Here is a 15,176-nt window from a genome sequence, read left to right on the forward strand (position 1 = left end):
TGGTGGTGGCGTCGATGACGGCCCTGAACACCGCGCTCGGCGACCTTGCGGTGGCCACCTCGGCCACCGCATCGCAGCTGAACTGGGTCGTCGACGGATACACCGTGGCATTGGCGTGCCTGCTGCTGCCCGCCGGCGCCATCGGTGACCGCTACGGCCGGCGCGGTGCGCTGCTGACCGGGCTGCTGGTGTTCTCGATCGGCTCGATGGCACCCGCCCTGCTGCACTATCCGTCCCAGATCATCGCGGGACGGGCGGTGGCCGGGATCGGCGCCGCGTTCGTCATGCCCGCCACGCTGTCGCTGCTGACGGTGGCCTATCCAAAAGACGACCGCACCAAAGCGGTTGGCATCTGGGCCGGGACGGCCGGTTCCGGCGGCGTCATGGGCATGCTCGGTTCTGGTCTGTTGCTTCGCTTTTGGGACTGGCACGCCATCTTTTGGTCGCTGGGTATCGCCGGCCTGCTCATTTTCGCGCTGGCCTGCACCGTCGCATCGTCACGCGACGCGGGCGCTCCCCGCGTCGATGCGCTGGGCGCGATCCTGATCGGCGCGGCGGTCGCCATCGCGGTGGCCGCCATCCTGGAGGCGCCCGGCCGCGGCTGGAGCCACCCGGTGGTGTGGGGCGGGCTCGTCGTTGGCGCGGTGATCGCCGCCGGCTTCGGCGCCCTCGAGTTGCGCCTGGTGTGGCGGGGCCGACAACCACTGCTGGATGTCCGGTTGTTCGCCGACCCCAATTTCGCCACCGGGGTGACCGCGATCGTCATCCTGTTCGGTGCCACCTTCGGGTTCTTCTACCTCGGCATGCAATACGTGCAGCAGATCATGGGCTACTCCGCGCTGGCGACCGCGACCGCCTTCGGGCCGTTCATGGTGCCGCTGGGCATCTTCTCGGCCCTGTCGTTCTGGTATGTGCCCAAGCTCGGGTTGCGGCTGGTCTTGTTCGTCGGCACACTGCTGATGGCGGTTGGATTCGGGTGCATGTACCGGCTGGGCCTGCACTCGACCTATCTTGAATTCGCCTGGCCCACCCTGATTCTCGCCACAGGTATCGGAATCTGCACGGCGCCAACCACTTCGGCCATCATGGGCGCCGTTTCCGACGAAAAGCAGGGCGTCGCCTCCGCCGTGAACGACACATCACGCGAGATGGGCGGCGCGCTGGGCATCGCGGTGGCGGGCTCCATCCTGGCCGGCCGATACTCGCACGAGCTCGCGCCCAGGCTGGCGGGCTTTCCCGCACCGGTGCGCGGTCAGGCCACCGATTCGCTGGCCAAGGCCGTCGAGATCGCCGGCCGGCTCGGACCCCAGGGGCCGCAGCTGGCCGACATCAGTAAGTCCGCCTTCCTGGCGGCACTACACGCCTCCACGATCACGATGGCCGCGATCGTCGCCGTCGCCGCCCTGGCGATCGGAGTGTGGGCTCCCGGCCGCGACGGTCGCCAGCTACGCCCGGTGCGGCACATGCTGTCGCATCACTGAACGAACTCCGCGGCTCGGTGCCCGATCATCACAATCGTGGCGTGCGGGCCGCGGCTGGTGATCGAGGGGAGGATCGAGCCGTCGATCACCCACAGGTTGTCGATGCCGAGCACCCGGCATCGAGGGTCGACGACGGCATGCGGGTCGCCGTCGACGCCCATCGGTGCGGTGCCGCAAAGATGTTGCGAGGTCGACCAGATCGCCGCGGCGGCATCGATTGTGCCGCCGGACAATTCGCGCGCCAGCTCGCTGCCCCGGCGCAGCGCCGCGACGTCGCCGGGCTCGCTGTCGTAGCGGTGTTCGATTCGCGGCGCCACGGCGGGATCGGGCGAGACCAGCGTGATACACCCGCGCGCGCGTGGTTGCATCAGCGCCACCCCGATGTGTGGCCAGTCGGCGTGCCCGGCGGTGCCGTCACCGGTCATCGCCACGAATCCGCCTGTGTAAGGCCTGATCTCGAGATCATCGGCCGTGCTGAGCACCACCTCGAGCACCGGCCGTCCGGGCGCCACCGTCCAATCGGTGGGCAGCACCCACTCGGCATGATCGCTGAACGACGTGCCCACGGGCAGCGGCGCCACCACCGGCACCCCGGCGCCGGTCAGCATCGGCTCGTCGCCGATGCCCGAGGCCATGAGCAGCCGCGCCGTTTCAATCGCACCGGCGCACAACACCACTCGGTCGGCGGTCAACGTCGTCCGTCCGTGTGGACCGATCGCGTCGACGCCCACCGCGACGGTGCCGGCAAAACGCAACCGAGCCCCCCGGGTCCGCGCACGCAGGTTCAGGTTCGGCCGGCTCAGCGCCGGGATCAGGTAGCCCGCGCCGGAGCTCCTCCGCACACCATCGACGATGTTGAGCGGAACGGCGCCGATTCCCGAAACCTGCTCTGGTGCGGCATCATTGAGGTCGGCGATCCAGTCGAATCCGGCGCGCTCGGCGGCGGCGATGAATCGCTCGGTGGTCCCGGTCATTTCGTGCGTGCGGCGCACCTGGATGGGACCGCTGTCGCCGTGAGCGGGACCATCGAAGTCCAGGTCGGTCTCGATGGCGCGGAAGCTGTCCAGGACGTCGGACCAGTTCCAGCCGGGGATGGCGATGCGATCGAAGTCGCGCGGCAACCCGCGGCAGAAGTAGCCGCCGTTGATGGAGCCCGATCCGCCTACCGTCGCCCCGCGCACAAGGGGATGCTGGCGGGCGGGTTCGTCGGTGAGGCGGGTTTGGTAGCGCTGGACCAGCGGACTACCGACGCCGATCGGCAACTGCAACCCGTTGGCGGTCTGCGCGAGCAGCCCTGGGTCGTCGAGCGCGGGACCCGCCTCGAGGACCGTCACCGTGCACCGCGGATCGGCGGAAAGGCGTTCCGCAACAACCGATCCTGCACTACCGGCGCCGACGATCAGCACATCGCTGTGCGAGGCGGCTGTGGTCAAGGTGGTGGTTAACTCCGGATTTGGGGTTTCAGGGCGCGCGCGTTGCGCTCCCGTAGCACACCCCACCACAACCCGAGCCCGTACGCCAGGTCGTCGACGCGTTTGAGCACCAGATAGGTCGGCAGCCCGATTGGTTCGACATCGTCACCGATGGCGTCGCGACGGCGAAGCCAGTCGACCACCCCGTCCATGACGGCCGCGACCAGAACGACCCGCCTGAAGTGACGCGACATGGCCGCGGCCACCAACGCCAGCGGCCAGTAGTGCCGGCACAGCGCCGACGCCAGCTGCAACGCCGCCGACCACAGGCCGCGACCCGCGATCATCGCGACATCGGTCATCGACGTCTCAGCGCTGCGCATCGCCCGCGCGATCCGGTGACCGGTCAGCACGGCGATGACGATCGACACCAGCCGCGACAGGGTGGACCCGAATGCCATGAGGATCCACGTCATCAGTGCCCAGCCGGAAATCACCACCGGCGCCGTCTTGTCGGGGTGGCGTACGGAAAGCGGGGCCGCCGAGCCGCCATAAAACGCTTTGCGCGCAAGCCAATCCCGCAACTGGGTGCGGTGGTCATGGGCGACCAGCGCGATCGGCTCGTAGCGCAGCCGAGCGCCCGTCTCGATGAGACGCCAGCAGAGGTCGACGTCCTCGCCGGACTGAAGGGTCTCGTCGAATCCGCCGACACCCCGGATCGCCGAGCACCGGCAGATGATCGCCGCGCTGGGCACGTAGGACACCGTGCTGTGCGGCAACACCGGCGCCTCGCGCTCACCGAGGTCGAGCGAGGAGTGCACCGCCTCGTAGCGCGCCACCACGTTCTCGTTGTGCGACAGCCCGACGATGCGGGGCGCGACCAGGCCGACCGTGGGATCGCAGAAGTGACCGAGCAGGGCCTCCAGCCAGCCCCGGCGCGGTGCGACATCGGAGTCCAGGAAGGCGACGAAGTCCGTCCGGCAGGCCCCGAGCCCGGTGTTGCGGGCCGCCGCCGGGCCCTTGCTGCGGTGGTGGCGCAGCACCTCGATGTCGCAGTGCGCGCCGACGAAGTCGTCCGGCTCGACCGGAGGGAACGAGCCGTCGTCCACCACGACGACGCGCAGGCCACGCAGTGAGCTCACCAAGCGGCGCACACCAGAAAGGTTGTCCCGCACCGGGATTACCACCGTCACGTCATGGTGCGACGGGCCACCCGCGGGCCGCGGATGCGCCACCGTGGCGTCCAGCAGGGTGCGGGCGAGTTGGGCGCTGAGGTCGTCACGCACCTTCAGTCGGCCATCCGAGAGCATGTCCTGCGCGGCGGGAGCCAACTTCAGCAGCCGGGTCGGCGAACCGCCGAGCAGCGCCGAGCCGTCGCCGAGCACCCGCACGCGGCGGTCGACCTGAACGGCGAACCCGTTCGGCAACCGGGGCGCGGTCACGTCAGCATCCCGTCGGGCCCGGGCCGCCACCGAATGACTCGGCGGACACACCCGTCGACCATCTCGGTGAAGATCCGCTTGCCCTCGGCGGCGGTGGCGGTGGTCGGGTCGCCCAGCACGCCGACCGGGCTGACCGCCGCGACTCCCCCACGGCGCATCGACCCGAGCAGCTCGGGCAGGGGCGCGGTGTTGCCCGCGACCCACTGATCGGTCCGGACCTCCGCCGGCGAGATGTGCAGCAACAGTGATGTTTCGGTATGGCCGGCGTGGGCGTCACCGCCGGCGGTCAGGCAGGCACTCCAGCCGACGTCGCGGCCCTCGGTGCGCAACTGGGCCACCGCCCGGCTGCACGCCGTGACGTTGCCGCCGTGGCCGTTCACGAAGACCAGGCGCCGGGCCCAGCCGGCCGCTGACCTGCCGTACTCGACCAGCAGCAGCGTCAACGCCTCGGTGCCGAGGGAGATAGTTCCGGCGAAACTCTGGTGCTCGCCGCTGGCGCCATAGGCGATAGGCGGCGCCACCAGCCACTCGTGCCCGAGGCGCGGTGCAGCGCCGCCGGCGACGGCCGTCGCGATCCGGGTGTCGGTGTCCAGGGGCAAATGCGGACCGTGTTGTTCGGTCGACCCCAGCGGAACCAATACCGACGCCGACGTGCTTGACAGCTGGCTCGACGTCGCGGTTCCCAAGTCGCCGAGTACGGACACTCGGTGATGGTAGGACGAATTCACCTGGCGTGCACCAATTGTTGGAGCTTGAAAATAACTTTTTTTCTGGGCCGTTCACCGGGCGTTCGAATTGTGGGCTCGTCCGTCACGGTTACCCCGCCCGTATCACGATTTGCGCAGGCGTCACTTAATCCGGATATATCCGCCCGGCATGGCCAGGCTTTCGCTACGCGCCGCCCGAGGGCACGCCCAGCGCCCGGGTGAATCCGGGCGGCACCAGAATGTGGTCGGGTCCGAGGTCGTGAACCGAGGACAGCCCCAGACCCATCAGCGCCGAGTCGATGCCGCCGCGCAAGATGTCGAGAACGTTCTCCACGCCCGGTTGGCCCGCCGCGGCCAGCCCCCACAGGTAGGCGCGGCCGATCATCACCGCGCGCGCTCCCAGCGCCACGGCCTTGACGACGTCGCTTCCGCGCCGGACGCCGCCGTCGAGTAGCACCTCGATCTGATCGCCGACGGCGGCCGCCACCGCGGGCAGGGCGCGGATCGAGGCCGGCGTGCCGTCCAGATTGTTGCCACCGTGATTCGACACCGAAATGGCCGAAACCCCGGCGTCCACTGCCCTTTTGGCGTCATCGACGCGCATCACGCCCTTGAGCATGAACGGGCCGCCCCATAGTTCGCGGAGCCAGGCGATGTCCTCCCAGGTCGGCGGCGGGGTGCCCATCCACTCCCCGTACGCCTGAAAGAAAGGGGGTCCGGGCTCGCCGCGGCGGCCCTGGTTGGGCACCCGCAACTCCGGCGGCCGCATGGTCTTCGCCCACTGCAGGAACCACCGCGGCTTGGTGATGACCTCCGGGCTCATCTTGACGATGGTCTTGAAGTCCATCTTCTCCGGGATCGACGGGCTGCCCCAGTCCCGGCCGTGCGAGAAGCTCCAGTCGGTGGTGACGATCAGCCCCACCGCCCCGGCCGCGCGGGCGCGCTCGACCCGACCGGCGATCGCGTCGCGGTCACCCAGCCAATACACCTGGAAGAACACCTTGGGGTTCGCCGCGATGATCTCTTCGATCGGCTTGCTGGCGAACGAAGACAGCCCCATGGCGGTGCCGCGGGCGGCGGCGGCCCGCGCCACGGCGACCTCACCATCGGGGTGCACCGCCTGCACGCCGGTCGGTGAGATCAGCACCGGCAGCGAAATGTCTTGCCCCATAACACTGGTCGACAAGTCGCGCTTCTCCTGCGCACCGATGACGTGCGGCGCGAATCCGAGTTCGCTGAAGGCTGCCACGTTGTCGGAGACCGTGACTCCCTTTTCGCTGGCCGAAATCAGCGATGAATAAGCCGATTTCGGCAGCTTGCGCTTGGCGCGTTGCTGCGCGATGGCGACGGTTTCAAACCATGCGTCGGCCATCGTTACACCGGACTTTCGTTACACATGCGGGCCGGCGGCGTTGCCGGCGTGACCGCCGGCGGTCGCAGCGACAGCGTGAGCGGCACCGGTTGGCGGATGCGCTTGCCGCGGGAGTGATCGGCCCGGGGACGCGGTGTCTCGCGGTCGTGCGCCAGAGCCGTCGCGCTGTGGCCCTGGACGCATTCGGGGTCCGGTCCGTCCAGCGGCAGGCCGGTGAAGAATTTGGCGGCCATGCATCCGCCCCGGCAGCTGTCGTAGTGCCCGCAGCTGCCGCAGGCGCCCGCCGACTGCGGTTCGCGCAGCTCGCGGAACAGCGGGGCGTTTTTCCAAACGTTGGAGAAGCCAGCCCCAAAACCGGTGTCCGTCACCACGTTTCCGGCCAGGAAGCGGTCGTGGATGGCGAACGGGCAGGCGTAGACGTCGCCGACCGGGTCGATCAGGCACACGACGCGGCCCGCACCGCACATGTTCAGACCTGCCAGGGCGCCGGATTGGCCGAGCGGAGCCAGGTGGAAGAAGGAGTCTCCGGTGAGCACCCGCTCGCCCTTGGCCACCAGCCAGTCATACAGCTGGACCTGCTGGTCGGCGGTGGGGTGCAGCTCTTCCCAGACATCGGCGCCACGCCCAGAGGGGCGCAGCCGCGTGATCCGCAGCGTGGCGCCGTAACGGCTTGCCAGCGCGGCGAATTCGTCGAGCTGGTCGACGTTGTGCCGGGTGACGACCACGGATATCTTGGCGTCGGAGAAACCGGCGTTGGCCAGGTTTTCCAGCGCCCGTACCGCCATGTCGAACGAGCCGGGTCCGCGGACCGCGTCGTTGACCTCGGCGGTGGCGCCGTCCAGCGAGATCTGGACGTCGACGTAGTCGCTGGCCGCCAGCCGCGCGGCGACCTCGGGCGTGATCCGGACGCCGTTGGTGGAGAACTTCACGCCGACGTGGTGCGCGGTCGCGTAGTCGACCAGTTCCCAAAAGTCTGGACGCACAGTGGGTTCCCCGCCCCCGATGTTGACGTAGAACACCTGCATGCGTTCCAGCTCATCGATGATGTCCATGCATTGACGGGTGGACAGCTCTCGCGGGTCCCGCTTGCCCGACGACGACAGGCAGTGCACGCAGGCCAGGTTGCAGGCGTACGTCAGCTCCCAGGTGAGGCAGATGGGCGCGTCCAGCCCGTGCTCGAACTGCTCGATCAGCCGCGGCACGGGCGACTGCGATGGTGCGGTCATTGATGGTCCTCCCGGGGCACCAGCATGTTGGACTCGACGAGCACACCCAGCGCATGCAGATACGGCGCCTGCGCGGCGTCGTCCACTCCCGCCGCGCGGCAGGCGGCCCGGATGTCGGCATGATCGGCCAGCGACTGCACCACGTTAAGGATGGTGCGGTTCTTCAGAAACGACAGCTTGCGGGTACCGAAGTGGTAGAGAAGCGCGCCGAACGGTTCCGGCCGAACCGCCACCTGCGGGTGCAATCGCCAGCCGCGATCAGGATCGAACGGGGCCGCCGGCCGAGCCCGCGCGGGCGCGGCCACGGTCAGTAGACCCCGCACATGCCGTCGATGGACACCTCTTCGACCAGGGTCTCGGTGACGAGTTGGGTGTCAGTTTCGGTCTCGTGGTCCACGGGCCTTGCCTTTCGTCCGGTCTTGACAACGATGGGAGCTGAGTCACACTCGCCGCCAGAATATGGCATCGAGTGCCGAAATGGAAGGGCGGGGTCCGATGGTGCCGCAGCCGCGGGTGGGCAGGCGCCGCTCGACCACCCCGCACCACATCACCGACGTCGCTATCGACATGTTCACGGCCCGCGGTTTCGCCGACGTGAGCGTCGACGATGTCGCCCAGGCGGCCGGCATCTCCCGCCGGACCCTGTTCCGGTACTACGCGTCCAAGAACGCCATTCCCTGGGGCGACTTCGACAACCACCTTGCCCACCTGCGTGATTTGCTCGACAACGTCGATGCTGACGTGCGCCTGGGCGATGCGCTGCGCGCTGCGCTGTTGGCGTTCAACACCTTTGACGCATCCGAAATGGCCCGGCACCGCCAGCGCATGCGGGTGATCCTGCAAACCGCTGAGCTGCAAGCATATTCGATGACGATGTATGCCGGCTGGCGTGAGGTGATCGCCGGGTTCGTGGCGCGTCGCCTGGACTGCAAGACCACGGATCTGGCACCCCAGACCGTCGCCTGGACGATGCTTGGGGTGGCCTTATCGGCCTACGAACACTGGCTGAGCGATGAATCCGTCCCGCTGCCGGTCGCCCTGGGCAATGCCTTCGACGTTATCGGCGCCGGGCTGGACGGGTTGAGCAGGTGACGGCCGAGCACCTGGTGCACACCCTGCGGTCACAGGGCAGGTTCTGCGCATCGTCGGGCTCGCCGATGTATGGCGAGTTGTTCGAGTTGGTGGCCGGCGACGTCGAAGCCGGCGGTGTCTTCGCGACCGTCTTGTCCGGGCGCGAAGACGCGCCCTCGCGCGACGCGGTGCCGCTGCGGTTGCTCGGCGGGCTGCACCGGCTGGTGCTCGACGGCCGCGCAGCGCGGTTGCGCCGCTTTTACCCCAGCACCGGGGGCGGGTGGGATGCCCGGTCCGCCTGGCCGGAAATCCTGAACACCGCCGCCGGTCACATCGACCTGCTGCGCGCGGCGCTTGGCCAGCCACCGCAGACCAACGAGGTGGGCCGATCGGCCGCCCTGATCGGCGGGCTGCTGCACATCAACCACGAATTCGGGTTACCTATAAGGCTTCTCGAGATCGGTTCGAGTGCGGGGCTGAACCTGCGCGGGGATCACTACCGCTACGGCTTCGCCGGCGGCCACTGGGGGGCGGCCAACTCGCCGGTGACCATCGACGACGCGTGGCGCGGCACGCTGCCGCCCCCGCGCGAATTGCGGATCGTGACGCGCCACGGGTATGACATCGCGCCCATCGACGTCGGCGACGCCGACGGGGAGATGACCGTGCTGAGCTATGTCTGGCCCGACCAGGGTGCCCGGCTGGTGCGGCTACGCGGCGCCATCGAGGTCGCCCGCCGGGTCCCGGCCGTGCTCGAGCGCCGGACGGCGGCCGACGCGGTCGCCGGCCTGACACTGGCCGACGGTGCGCTGACCGTTCTGTGGCATTCGATCACCTGGCAGTATCTGTCCGCCGATGAACGCAGCGCGGTGCGCGCGCACGTGGACACGCTGGCCGGACGGGCCGATGCGCGCTCGCCGTTCGCCCACCTCACGATGGAGCCCGCGCGCTCTCGCCCCGGAGCACCGATCAAGTTCGTGGTGCGGGCCCGCGTCTGGCCGCAGGGTGATCCGCAGGTGCTGGGCGAATGTCACCCGCACGGGCCGCCGGTGAACTGGCAGTAAACCGGCGCCGCCGAATGCCGAACTGCGGTCCGGCATTTCGGCTAGCCCCGGGCGCGAAAGATCGCCCCCTCAGCCCAGTATTTCGCCGATGGGCACGGCCGCGGCGATCTTGGCGCGGACCTTCATGACCTTGCCGGGCATCCCGCCGCCGACGACCCCGACCAACGCCCCGTCGCGTTCGTAGTAGGCGAGGAATCTGCGGCCGTCGTCCTCGACGACATGGACGACGTCGTCGGCTTCCGGCTCGCCCAGGCACTGAATCTTGACGTCGTACTGGTCGCTCCAGAAGTACGGGACGACCACCACCGACGGCACGTCCTGGCCCAGTAACGCGGGCACGACGACCCGTGCCTGATCGGCGACGTTACTCCAATGTTCCACGCGCCCTTGGTGTCCCGTCGCATCGCGCCACGATGCGACATCACCGAGCGCCCACACATTCGGCGCGCTGGTGCGTCCGGCCTCGTCGCAGATGACGCCGTTGTCGACCTCGACTCCGCTGCCCTCGAGCCACTCGGTCGCCGGGCGCGACCCGATGCCGACGACCACGATGTCGGCCGGCAGTTCGGTGCCGTCGCTCAACACCACCGCCTCGACGTGCGCGTCACCGCGCACCTCCGCCACCCCGACCCCGAGGCGCACGTCGACACCTTCGGCACGGTGCAGCCGGGCCACCAACTCCCCGATCTGCTCGCCGAGCACCGCGGCCAGCGGCGTCGGCTGCGGCTCAACCAGCACCACGTCCACGCCCAGGCTGCGCAGGCTGGCCGCCACCTCGCAGCCGATAAAGCCGGCGCCGATGACCACGGCGCGCTGCGCCGCCGACGCGTGCTCGCGCAGCGCCATGCTCTCGTCGACTGACCGCAGCACGCGGATGCCCGCGAGATCCGGGATCGCGGGAATGCGCCGCGGCACCAGGCCGGTGGCGATGACCAGTTCGGCGTAGCCCAGCGTCGTGCCGTCGTCCAGAGTCACCGTCTGAGCCGTGGTGTCCAGGCTTCTCGCGGCGGACCCCAATCGCAGGGTGATGTCGTTCTCGTCGTACCACTCGCGCGGTTTGAGCGCGGTGTCGTCGACCTCTTTGCGCAGCACCTCTTTCGACAATGGCGGGCGGTCGTAGGGCAGGTGCACCTCGTCGCTGACGATCGTGATGGGCCCGGAATACGCCGCCTTCCGCAGCTGCTCGGCGGTGCGCGCGGCGGCCAATCCGCCGCCCACGATCACGATCCCGTTGTTGGCGCTTGTGTCACTACTCACGTGGAGTTCTTAGCACGATGGCCGGTCAGTACTTTAGGGCACCCTTATCCACGGGGATCTGCGTGCCCGTGAGGGTGCCCGAGCCGTCGCCGGCAAGCCACGCCACCACATCGGCCACTTCATCGGCCGCCATGAAGCCATTGGGCTGCACCGGCATTGGCGGAAAGCTGTGGACGAAGCTGGGATGCTGGGCAAAAATCTTCATCATCGCCTCGGGTTCGATCATCGGGGTGTCCACCGAGTACGGGTGGATGGAGTTGACCCGGATGCCGAATTCGCCGAGCTCGATGGCGAGCGTGTTGGTGAGCGCCGTGAGTCCGTGTTTACTGGCCGAGTAGTGGCCGTTGCCCGGCGTGGCCTTGATACCCGCCGATGAGCTGACCACGACGATGGAGCCGCCGTTTCCCGCCTCGATCATCGCGGGCACGGTGGCGCGCAGCGTGCGCCAGGTGCCGGTCAGGTTGACCCCGATGACCGTGTCCCACTGCTCGTCGGTGAGCTCCCAAATGCGGCCCCAGCTCAGCACTCCGGCGTTGGCCACCACGACGTCGAGCCGGCCGAACTGCTCGATCCCCTCGGCGACCAACTCCCGCAGCGCGGTGTCGTCGCGGATGTCGACCTCGCGGCTCAGGATCTTGCGTCCCTCGTTCTCCACCAGGCGGGCGGTCTCATCGAGGTCTTCGCGAGTGGCCGGTGCGTACGTCACGCTGGCGGACGCCGGCGCGCAGATGTCCAGCGCGATGACGTCGGCGCCCTCGCGGGCCAGCCGCACCGCGTGCGAGCGTCCCTGCCCGCGGGCGGCCCCGGTGATGAATGCGACCCGTCCCTGCAGTGATCCGGCCTGTCCAGCCACGTGTAACCCCTTCGTCCGCCGATAGACCAAGCCAGGCTAGCAGCGCAACTGAAACGTGTTCTAATTCACCCGACGCCGGCGAACGGGCGCTTAGATTTCGGAGATGATCGACGCGCGCCGGCTGGTGTATTCGGCGTCGGTCAGCGCCCCACTGGCGTGCAGATCCTTCAGCTCTTGCAACCGCGCGGCGATCGACGGTTCGGGCTGTGTGATGACAGCCGCCCCAGGCGTCGCGGCGGGGGCGGCGGCCGGTGCCGGTTGCGCGGCCGGGGTCTGCTGTTGGACCGCTCGGCGCACCACCGCCTGGATCTGGGCGCGCAGGGCCGGGTTCGACCGGATGTCGACCATCTGATTGAGGGCAACGTTGTTGGCCTTGAGGATCTGCAGGATCTCCATCAACGGGCCGGCCTGCCCGCTCAGGTCGTACGTTTTGTTGTCCTCGGCCACGGTGAACTGCGCGGGCACCAGGCCATTGACCAAAGCGCTTCGCTCCCAGTCGATTCGGTATTCGCTGGTGGTGGGGTTGACCAGGACCACCACCTTGCGGGCGTTGAGGTTGCCCAGCCGGGTGACGCTGGCGATCACCCGGTCTTCGCTGTCGAACGGCAGGATTCCGGGCCCGGCGATGTGCAGGTGCACCTTGACGACCTGCTGGTTGTTCACCCACGTCCCCGTTTCGGTGATCCCGGTGATCTGAGCGAGCGCCAACACGCCGTTCTGCTCGAGCGCGGCCACCATGGCCGACGACTTGGCGCGAAAGTTCGCCAACGCCAGCGCGACCAATACGTCGGCCACGGTGATCAGCAGGCCAACGTAGAACATCCACTGCAGCAGGCTGTCGAGCCCGAGGGTGAAGTACACGACCAAGAAGATCGGTCCGACCAGGCCGCCGCACAGCAAAACCACCAACTGTGCTTTCAGGTAGCGCGCTAACACATGACCCTCCTCGGCTTACTGGGGAATCGGTGTCAGATTAGCGCTCACGCAGTCGCGGCGAATGCGATACACGCAAACCCGCGTCAGTTCACTTACAGCGGTTCGGGGGGCACGACCGGTACCCGTTTGACGGGCGTGCCCGCCGGGTGCGCCGGCTGCGCGGCGGCCTCGGCGTGCGGCACGGCGCGCGCCGACACCGGCATCGTCGGCGCCGGCGAGGTCTGCGGCTGCACTCCGTTCTGCAGGGCAGCGGCGGGAGTGCCGGCCGGTGTCGCCACCGATGCCACGGGCTCGACGGTGGCCGCCGAATTCGCTGGACCGTAGGCCGGTGTCACCACCCGCGCCGCGCCGGCCGGCGTGGTGGCCGAGGCCAGCGTCGCCGATCCCGCCGGGGCCGCGGCAACCGGCGTGCCGGCCGGTGCCGGCGGCGCTGCAGCCGCGGCCGGCGCCACCGCCGCCGCCAGCGGTCCCGCCGGTGCGGTGGGCCCGGACGTACCCACGGCACCGGCGCTCACCGCCGGCACCTGCGCGGCCACCGACGCCTGGGCCGCCACGGTGTGCAAGGGCGCGGTATTGGCGGCCTCGGCGAACGCATACTGCGCCGCGCCGCCGTTCATCAGCTGGACGAACTGGCTGTGAAACGCGGTCGCCTGGGCGCTGAGCGCCTGATAGAGCTGGGAGTGCGCATCGAAGAGCGCGGCAATACTCGCCGACACCTCGTCGGCGCCCGGGGCCAGCACGCCCGATGTCGGACCCATCGCCGCGGTGTTGGCGGAGCTTATCGTCGACCCGATCCTGGCGAGGTCCCCAGCGGCAGCCGCGACGAATTCGGGCGTCGCTTGAACGAACGACATCGGCACCCCCCGCAACGCTACGGTCAGGAAATTATGGGCAAATCCTAAACCAGGCGGCGCCGTTGCCGCATGATCTCCCCCGCTTTGGTCCACACCGGCCCAACGCGCAAAGCCCGGATTGCCGAGTAGGCAATCCGGGCTTTGCGGTGGTGCGAAACTACTTGATGATCTTGACGACCCGGCCGGCGCCGACGGTGCGGCCACCCTCACGGATCGCGAATCGCAGACCGTCGTCCATGGCGACGGGCTGGATCAGCTTCACCGCAATGTTGGTGTTGTCACCGGGCATCACCATTTCGGTGCCCTCCGGCAGCGTCACCACACCGGTCACGTCGGTGGTGCGGAAGTAGAACTGCGGACGGTAGTTGTTGAAGAACGGCGTGTGCCGACCGCCCTCGTCCTTGGACAGGATGTAGACGCTGCCCTCGAACTCGGTGTGCGGCGTGGTGGTGCCGGGCTTGACCACAACCTGGCCACGCTCGACGTCCTCACGCTTGATACCGCGCAGCAGCAGCCCGACGTTGTCGCCGGCCTGGCCCTGGTCGAGCAGCTTGCGGAACATCTCCACACCCGTGACGGTGGTCTTGGTGCTGGTCGGGCGGATGCCGACGATCTCGACTTCCTCGTTCACGTTGACCACGCCACGCTCGACGCGGCCGGTGACCACCGTGCCACGACCGGTGATCGTGAAGACGTCCTCGACGGGCATCAGGAACGGCTTGTCGGTCTCGCGGACCGGGTCCGGGATCGACTCGTCGACGGCGTCCATCAAGTCCTCGACGGACTTCACCCAGGCGGCGTCGCCCTCGAGCGCCTTCAGCGCGGAGACACGGATCACCGGAGCCTCCTCGTCGAACTCCTGGGCGGCCAGCAGCTCCCGGACCTCGAGCTCCACGAGCTCGAGCAGCTCCTCGTCGTCAACCATGTCGGCCTTGTTCAGCGCGACCAGGATGTAAGGAACCCCGACCTGGCGAGCGAGCAGCACGTGCTCGCGGGTCTGCGGCATCGGGCCATCGGTGGCGGCAACGACCAGGATCGCACCGTCCATCTGCGCCGCGCCGGTGATCATGTTCTTGATGTAGTCGGCGTGACCCGGGGCGTCCACGTGGGCGTAGTGACGCTTCTCGGTCTGGTACTCCACGTGGGAGATGTTGATGGTGATACCGCGCTGACGCTCCTCGGGCGCGTTGTCGATCTGGTCGAACGCGCGGGACTCGTTCAGGTTGGGGTACTTGTCGTGCAGAACCTTGGTGATAGCCGCGGTCAGCGTGGTCTTGCCGTGGTCAACGTGACCAATGGTCCCGATGTTGACGTGCGGCTTCGTCCGCTCGAACTTCGCCTTCGCCACTTCTGTGTCCTCCTGGACTAGTTGGTGCTTGTTAAAGCAGTGTTGGTGTTTTCAGTTGTGCCGCGTCCAAGGCATTCCAATGACCCGGCAAGATTACTCCGCCAGCCGTGCTGGCCGTTCGACTCCTTGCTCGTAAGCCTCGCCTACTCGCCG

15 protein-coding genes are annotated in these 15,176 nt (G+C 68.4%); 3 read left to right on the forward strand and 12 right to left on the reverse strand.

Annotation, left to right across the window (positions count from 1 at the left end; translation table 11 throughout):
• A partial coding sequence (locus VFW69_RS02370) for an MFS transporter (RefSeq protein ID WP_526497785.1) occupies positions 1-1,481 on the forward strand: 1,481 nt, incomplete at its 5' end.
• Here VFW69_RS02370 and mftG read toward each other — a convergent pair.
• The 7 genes from mftG to mftA all read right to left on the reverse strand — a co-directional run bounded on the left by mftG (position 1,475) and on the right by mftA (position 8,037).
• Positions 1,475-2,914 (reverse strand): mycofactocin dehydrogenase MftG, encoded by a 1,440-nt coding sequence (gene mftG, locus VFW69_RS02375; RefSeq protein ID WP_526497787.1) that lies wholly within the window; start codon positions 2,912-2,914, stop codon positions 1,475-1,477. The genes VFW69_RS02370 and mftG overlap by 7 nt on opposite strands.
• Before the next feature lie 8 nt (positions 2,915-2,922).
• Positions 2,923-4,335: a mycofactocin biosynthesis glycosyltransferase MftF gene (gene mftF, locus VFW69_RS02380; RefSeq protein WP_526497789.1), complete on the reverse strand. Its 1,413-nt coding sequence runs from the start codon at positions 4,333-4,335 to the stop codon at positions 2,923-2,925.
• Positions 4,332-5,063, reverse strand: coding sequence for a mycofactocin biosynthesis peptidyl-dipeptidase MftE (gene mftE, locus VFW69_RS02385; protein WP_526497791.1), 732 nt, complete (start codon positions 5,061-5,063; stop codon positions 4,332-4,334). Before mftE ends, mftF begins: the two co-directional genes overlap by 4 nt.
• A 163-nt stretch (positions 5,064-5,226) precedes the next feature.
• Positions 5,227-6,414 (reverse strand): pre-mycofactocin synthase MftD, encoded by a 1,188-nt coding sequence (gene mftD / locus VFW69_RS02390; protein ID WP_526497793.1) that lies wholly within the window; start codon positions 6,412-6,414, stop codon positions 5,227-5,229.
• Between the two features lie 2 nt (positions 6,415-6,416).
• On the reverse strand, positions 6,417-7,640 hold the full coding sequence (mftC, locus tag VFW69_RS02395) for a mycofactocin radical SAM maturase (RefSeq protein ID WP_526497795.1): 1,224 nt from the start codon (positions 7,638-7,640) through the stop codon (positions 6,417-6,419).
• Complete coding sequence (mftB, locus tag VFW69_RS02400; RefSeq protein ID WP_526497797.1) at positions 7,637-7,963, reverse strand: mycofactocin biosynthesis chaperone MftB; 327 nt, start codon at positions 7,961-7,963, stop codon at positions 7,637-7,639. The genes mftC and mftB overlap by 4 nt, the downstream gene beginning before the upstream one ends.
• Positions 7,948-8,037 carry a mycofactocin precursor MftA gene (gene mftA / locus VFW69_RS02405; protein ID WP_007773607.1) on the reverse strand — a complete coding sequence of 30 codons (90 nt, stop codon included), beginning with the start codon at positions 8,035-8,037 and terminating at the stop codon, positions 7,948-7,950. The genes mftB and mftA overlap by 16 nt, the downstream gene beginning before the upstream one ends.
• 98 nt (positions 8,038-8,135) lie before the next feature.
• On the opposite strand from mftA, the gene mftR reads away from it, so the two are divergent.
• Together mftR and VFW69_RS02415 are read left to right on the forward strand one after the other, a co-directional pair.
• Positions 8,136-8,732 (forward strand): mycofactocin system transcriptional regulator MftR, encoded by a 597-nt coding sequence (mftR, locus tag VFW69_RS02410; RefSeq protein ID WP_526497800.1) that lies wholly within the window; start codon positions 8,136-8,138, stop codon positions 8,730-8,732.
• A complete protein-coding gene (locus tag VFW69_RS02415; protein WP_526497802.1) occupies positions 8,729-9,775 on the forward strand; it encodes a DUF2332 domain-containing protein in 1,047 nt (348 codons plus the stop codon). Before mftR ends, VFW69_RS02415 begins: the two co-directional genes overlap by 4 nt.
• 69 nt (positions 9,776-9,844) lie before the next feature.
• Here the strand turns inward: VFW69_RS02415 and VFW69_RS02420 are convergent, their stop codons facing one another.
• From VFW69_RS02420 to tuf, 5 genes are all read right to left on the reverse strand, one after another.
• The gene (locus VFW69_RS02420) at positions 9,845-11,032 is read right to left on the reverse strand and encodes an NAD(P)/FAD-dependent oxidoreductase (RefSeq protein WP_526497804.1); all 1,188 of its coding nucleotides are present in this window, start codon (positions 11,030-11,032) and stop codon (positions 9,845-9,847) included.
• Positions 11,033-11,057: 25 nt separating this feature from the next.
• Complete coding sequence (locus VFW69_RS02425; protein WP_526497806.1) at positions 11,058-11,885, reverse strand: mycofactocin-coupled SDR family oxidoreductase; 828 nt, start codon at positions 11,883-11,885, stop codon at positions 11,058-11,060.
• A gap of 90 nt (positions 11,886-11,975) precedes the next feature.
• Positions 11,976-12,821 (reverse strand): SHOCT domain-containing protein, encoded by an 846-nt coding sequence (locus VFW69_RS02430; RefSeq protein ID WP_526497808.1) that lies wholly within the window; start codon positions 12,819-12,821, stop codon positions 11,976-11,978.
• 92 nt (positions 12,822-12,913) lie between these two features.
• Entirely contained in the window at positions 12,914-13,675 is a 762-nt protein-coding gene (locus tag VFW69_RS02435) for a PE domain-containing protein (RefSeq protein WP_526497810.1), read from the reverse strand.
• Between the two features lie 157 nt (positions 13,676-13,832).
• Positions 13,833-15,023, reverse strand: coding sequence for an elongation factor Tu (gene tuf, locus VFW69_RS02440; RefSeq protein ID WP_526497812.1), 1,191 nt, complete (start codon positions 15,021-15,023; stop codon positions 13,833-13,835).
• Positions 15,024-15,176: the final 153 nt, after the last annotated feature.

This window comes from Mycobacterium sp., assembly GCF_036273375.1.
Lineage (GTDB): Bacteria > Actinomycetota > Actinomycetes > Mycobacteriales > Mycobacteriaceae > Mycobacterium.